Raw genomic sequence first — 4,595 nt, 5'->3', positions numbered from 1 at the left:
CCAACTTGAGTCTCGACACCTCAAGGATCACAGAGGACGGCGTGTTTCACGTCCAGCCGCAGATCAGCGCACCCACACATGCGGCAGGAGAGCCCCCTTTGGGGGAGGCCCCGATGGGCACGACATCGGCGTGCGAGAAATTCCCCTCCCTGCCACACCGGAATGAAATCGGCGGACCCAGCGGAAAGGCCGTGCGGCATGCCTGACACCGCGTCCGGAAAGTACCCCGCACTCCTCACGGAAACGCCGCTCGACCACGACGGCGTCGAACGCGCCGTACGCGAACTCGCCGACCGGGTCTGGCGCACCCCGGTGGTCGGTGCCGAGCCGGAGGCCGTACCGGCGCTCGCCGCCGCGCTGACCCACGTCGCCGAGTACGGCGGCGTGGGCGTCCTGATCAGTGGCGGCAACGTCGAACCGGACCTGATCACTTCGCTGCTCGTCAGGCGGAGGCAGCCTCGACTGAGGCCGCTCCGCCCGACGCGCCTCTCGGCGTCAGTCCTCCCAGCCGAGCCAGGCGGACACCTCGGCCCAGACGAGGCGGAGGTTCTCCGGCTTCGCGAGGTTGTAGTGGGTGCACGGCACCCCGGCCTCCGAAACCGTGCCGGTCACGAACTCCGCCCAGGCCCCGGCGGTCGGCCCGTCCTCCTCGACGCGGCTTTCCTCGGCGACGACCAGCAGGGCGTCGCCGTCGAACCGGCCATGCGTGTGGCGGGGCCGGAGCTTTTGGCCGTTGTACAGCACGTTCGCGAAGGTCCGGTACTCCTCGTCGGTGATCGCACCGAGCACGCCGCCCGCCTCCCGCCGAACCATGTCGACGAGTCGGCCGATCAGCTCCTCTTCCTCATACTCCGCCATCTCGGCCGCCAGGGCCTCGGCCTCCTCGCGGTCCCACGGGTACTGGTCGAGCATCACCAGCGCCCCGACCTCCTCACCGGCCGCCTGCAGCTGGACGGCGATCTCGTGCGCGATCACACCGCCGTACGACCAGCCCAGCAGGTGGTACGGGCCGCTCGGCTGCACCGACCGCATCTGCTCGATGTAGTCCGTCGCCATCTCCGCGATGGATCCGGCGACTTCGCCGACCCCGTCCAGACCGCGGGCCTGCAGCGCGTACAGCGGGATGTCAGCCGGCACGTGCCGCACGAGCGGCATGTAACACCAACCCACGCCACCCGCCGGGTGGAGGAAGAAGAACGGCGGCCGCTCGCCTCGCTCCCTGATCGGCAGCAGCACGGCCAGCGCGTCCCGCATCGAGGACAGGTTCGTCCGCTTCAGCAGCTCGGCCACGGTGGGCGCCGCGAACACGTCGCGCACCGCGATCGTCACCCCGCGCTCCCGCAGGTTCTCCATCAGCCGGACGGCAAGCAGCGAGTGGCCGCCGAGGGCGAAGAAGTCGTCGTCGACGCCGACGCTGTCCAGCCCGAGGACCTCCGCGAAGGCAGCACCGACGTTCGCCTCAAAGGAGGTGACTGAGTGGTGGGCGTCCGCACGGACCTCGGTCTCCGGTACCGGCAGGGCCTTGCGGTCCAGCTTGCCGTTCAGCATCAGCGGCAGCTTCTCGATCACCACCACCGCGGACGGGACCATGTACCCGGGCAACCGGTCCTGTACGACCGCGCGCACCACCTGGCCGAGCTGGTCCAGCTCCTCCTGCGGGACACCCCGGTTCGGCACCACGTAGGCCACCAGTCGCTTGTCGCCCGGGACGTCCTCGCGTGCGATCACCGCGGCCTGTGCGACCTGCGGGTGCGTGACGACGACGTTCTCGACCTCGCCGGGCTCGATCCGGAAACCACGGACCTTCACCTGCTCGTCCGCACGACCCAGGAACTCCAACTGCCCGTCCGCACGCCACCTAGCGACATCGCCCGAGCGGTACATCCGCACACCCGACTCGAAGGGGTTCGCGACGAAACGCTCCGCCGTCAGACCCGCACGCTTGACGTACCCGCGCGCCAGCTGGGCGCCCGCGATGTACAGCTCACCCGCCACGCCCGGCGCCACCGGCCGCAGGTGCCCGTCCAACACATACAGCCGCGTATTCGCGACCGGACGACCGACCGGCACCACCGCACCCAGCTCATCACCCGCCCGCACCTCGAACACCGCACAGCCGACCGTCGCCTCCGTCGGACCGTACTCGTTCACCACGACCGACCCAGGGGCCTTGTCCAGTAGATCCCGCACCACACCCGCCGGCAGCGCCTCGCCACCGACCACCCACGTACCCGCAGCCTTCGCAAGCTGCGTATCCGTCAACAGCTCCGACAGCAGCGGGAGGTGGGCGGGGACGGCCTTCACCAGACCGAAACCGCCATCCGAGGAGCGCAGCAGCTCCGCCAGACCCTCGGCCCCGCCGTCACGGCTGACCACCACCGGCGCACCCGAGATCAGCGGCACCACCACACTGGTCACCGTCAGGTCGAACGCCAGCGACGAATGCAGCGGCGCACCACCCCCCGCACCGTACGAAGCAGCCGCGAACCGCGCATAGTTGGCAAGACCGCCATGCGGAACCGCCACACCCTTCGGACGACCCGTCGAACCCGACGTGTAGATCACGTACGCCAGGCCATCAGCCCGCACCGTCATCTCCGGCGCGGTGTCCGGCTGAGCGGACAGCTGCACATCCATCAGCGCGCTGTCCACCGCCACCAACCGGGCACGCTCGGCCGGCAGTTTCTCCAGCAGCTCCTCATCGGTCAGCGTCAGCACCGCACCACTGTCCGCCAGCATGAACGAGATCCGCTCCACCGGAAACGACGGATCGACCGGCAGATAGCCGGCGCCCGCCTTCCAGGCGGCGAGGATCGCGACCACCGCGTCCACGCCGCGAGGCAGGCAGACACCCACCAGCGACTCGACACCGACACCCTGGGCCAGCAGGTAGTGCGCCAGCCGGTTCGCGCGGGCGTCCAGCTCGGCGTAGCTGAGTTCGACCCCGCAATGCACCAGGGCGATGGCGTCGGGCGTTCGGGCGGCCTGCGCCTCGAACAGCTCCACGACCGTCCCGTTCGGCACCGGCGCCTCGGTGGCGTTCCACTCGGTGAGCACCCGGTGGCGCTCCTTCGGGTCGAGCAGGTCGACCTCGCTGAGCCGCAGGTCCGGGTCGGCGGCCAGGGTCGCCAGCAGCCGGACCCACCACTGCGCGAGGCGTACACCGGTCTCGACGTCGAAGAGGTCCGCCGAGGCGGTCAGGCCGCCGTGCAGTCCTGACGGCGCGCCGTCCTGGTCGTACACCTCGACCATGTCGAAGTCCAGGTCGAACTTGACGGAAGAGGAGCGGGTGGACAGGACGCCGCCGTCGACAGCCTCGTAGGAGCCACCGTCGGTCCAGTAGCCGGGGCCGTCGGCCTTCGTGCCGATCGCGTTCTCCAGCAGGAACATCACCTGGAAGAGCGGGTGGCGGGCCAGCGACCGGGCCGGGGCGAGCTCCTCGACCAGCTTCTCGAACGGCACGTCCGTGTGGGAGAGCGACCCCAGCGCGGCCTCCCGGGCCCGCCCGAGCACCTCGCGGAAGGTCGGGTCGCCCGACACGTCGGTCCGTACCACGAAGGTGTTGACGAAGAACCCGATCAAATCGTTCAGGGCTTCGTCCGTACGACCGGCGGCCGCCGACCCGATCGGGAAGTCGGTGCCGGCGCCGAGCCGGTTCAGCAGCACGGCCAGCGCCCCGTGCATCACCATGAACATGGTCACGCCCTCGGCCCTCGCCATCTCCGCGAGCCGCGCGTGCACCTCCGGCGAGACCTCCAGCCCCGTCCGGTGGCCTCGGTAGCTCGCCGTCGCCGGACGCGGCCGGTCGGCGGGCAGCTCCAGCTCCTCCGGAATCCCGGCCAGTGCCTCACGCCAGTGGGCGATCTGGCGGGCGCCCAGACTCTCCGGATCGGCGAAGTCGCCGAGCAGCTCTCGCTGCCACAGCGTGTAGTCCGCGTACTGCACCGGCAGCGGCTCCCACTCCGGGGCCAGGCCCGCGCTGCGCGCCCCGTAGGCGGTCTTCAGGTCGGAGATCGCCGGTCCCCACGACCAACCGTCACTGGTGATGTGGTGCACCACGATCACCAGCACGCACTCCTCCGGGCTGACCCGGAACAGCGTTGCCCGGATCGGGATCTCGGCGGACAGGTCGAACTCGTACTGCTCGGCCTGCTCGACCATGGCCTCCAGCAACTCCCGCTCCACGTCCTCGACGTGCAGCGCCCAGTCCAGCTCCTCGACTCCGAGGATCCGCTGGTAGGGCTCGCCGTCGACGGTCGGGAACACGGTGCGCAGCGGCTCGTGCCGCCCGATCACGTCGAGGAACGCGGCGTTCAGCAGGTCGGCGTCCACATCGCCGGGTATCGGCGATGTGACGGGAATGTTGTACGTACTGCTGGGCCCGTCCATCTGGTTGATGATCCAGAGTCGGCGCTGTCCGTAGGAGAGCGGGAGGCGGTCGGGGCGGGGCATCGCCGTGAGCGGGGTGCGGGCCGTGTCGGCGCCCGCGAGCCGGGCAGCGAGCCCGGCGACGGTCGGCGTCTCGAACAGCGTACGGATCTCGGTCTCGACACCCAGGACGGTACGGATCCGGCTGACCAGCCGCACCGCGAGGA

General features: G+C 70.2%; 1 protein-coding gene. It reads right to left on the bottom strand.

All coding sequences use genetic code 11. The annotated features are described in order from the left end of the window. Nucleotides 1-495: 495 nt before the first annotated feature. Nucleotides 496-4,595, bottom strand: a 4,100-nt coding sequence (locus ACIG5E_RS39045; RefSeq protein WP_396542006.1) for an amino acid adenylation domain-containing protein, incomplete at its 5' end; no start/stop codon positions are given.

The organism is Kitasatospora sp. NPDC053057 (assembly GCF_044546945.1).
In the GTDB taxonomy this organism is placed as follows: domain Bacteria; phylum Actinomycetota; class Actinomycetes; order Streptomycetales; family Streptomycetaceae; genus Kitasatospora.
Note: the sequence above shows the minus strand (reverse complement) of the source record. Positions and strands in the feature narration are given on the sequence as shown.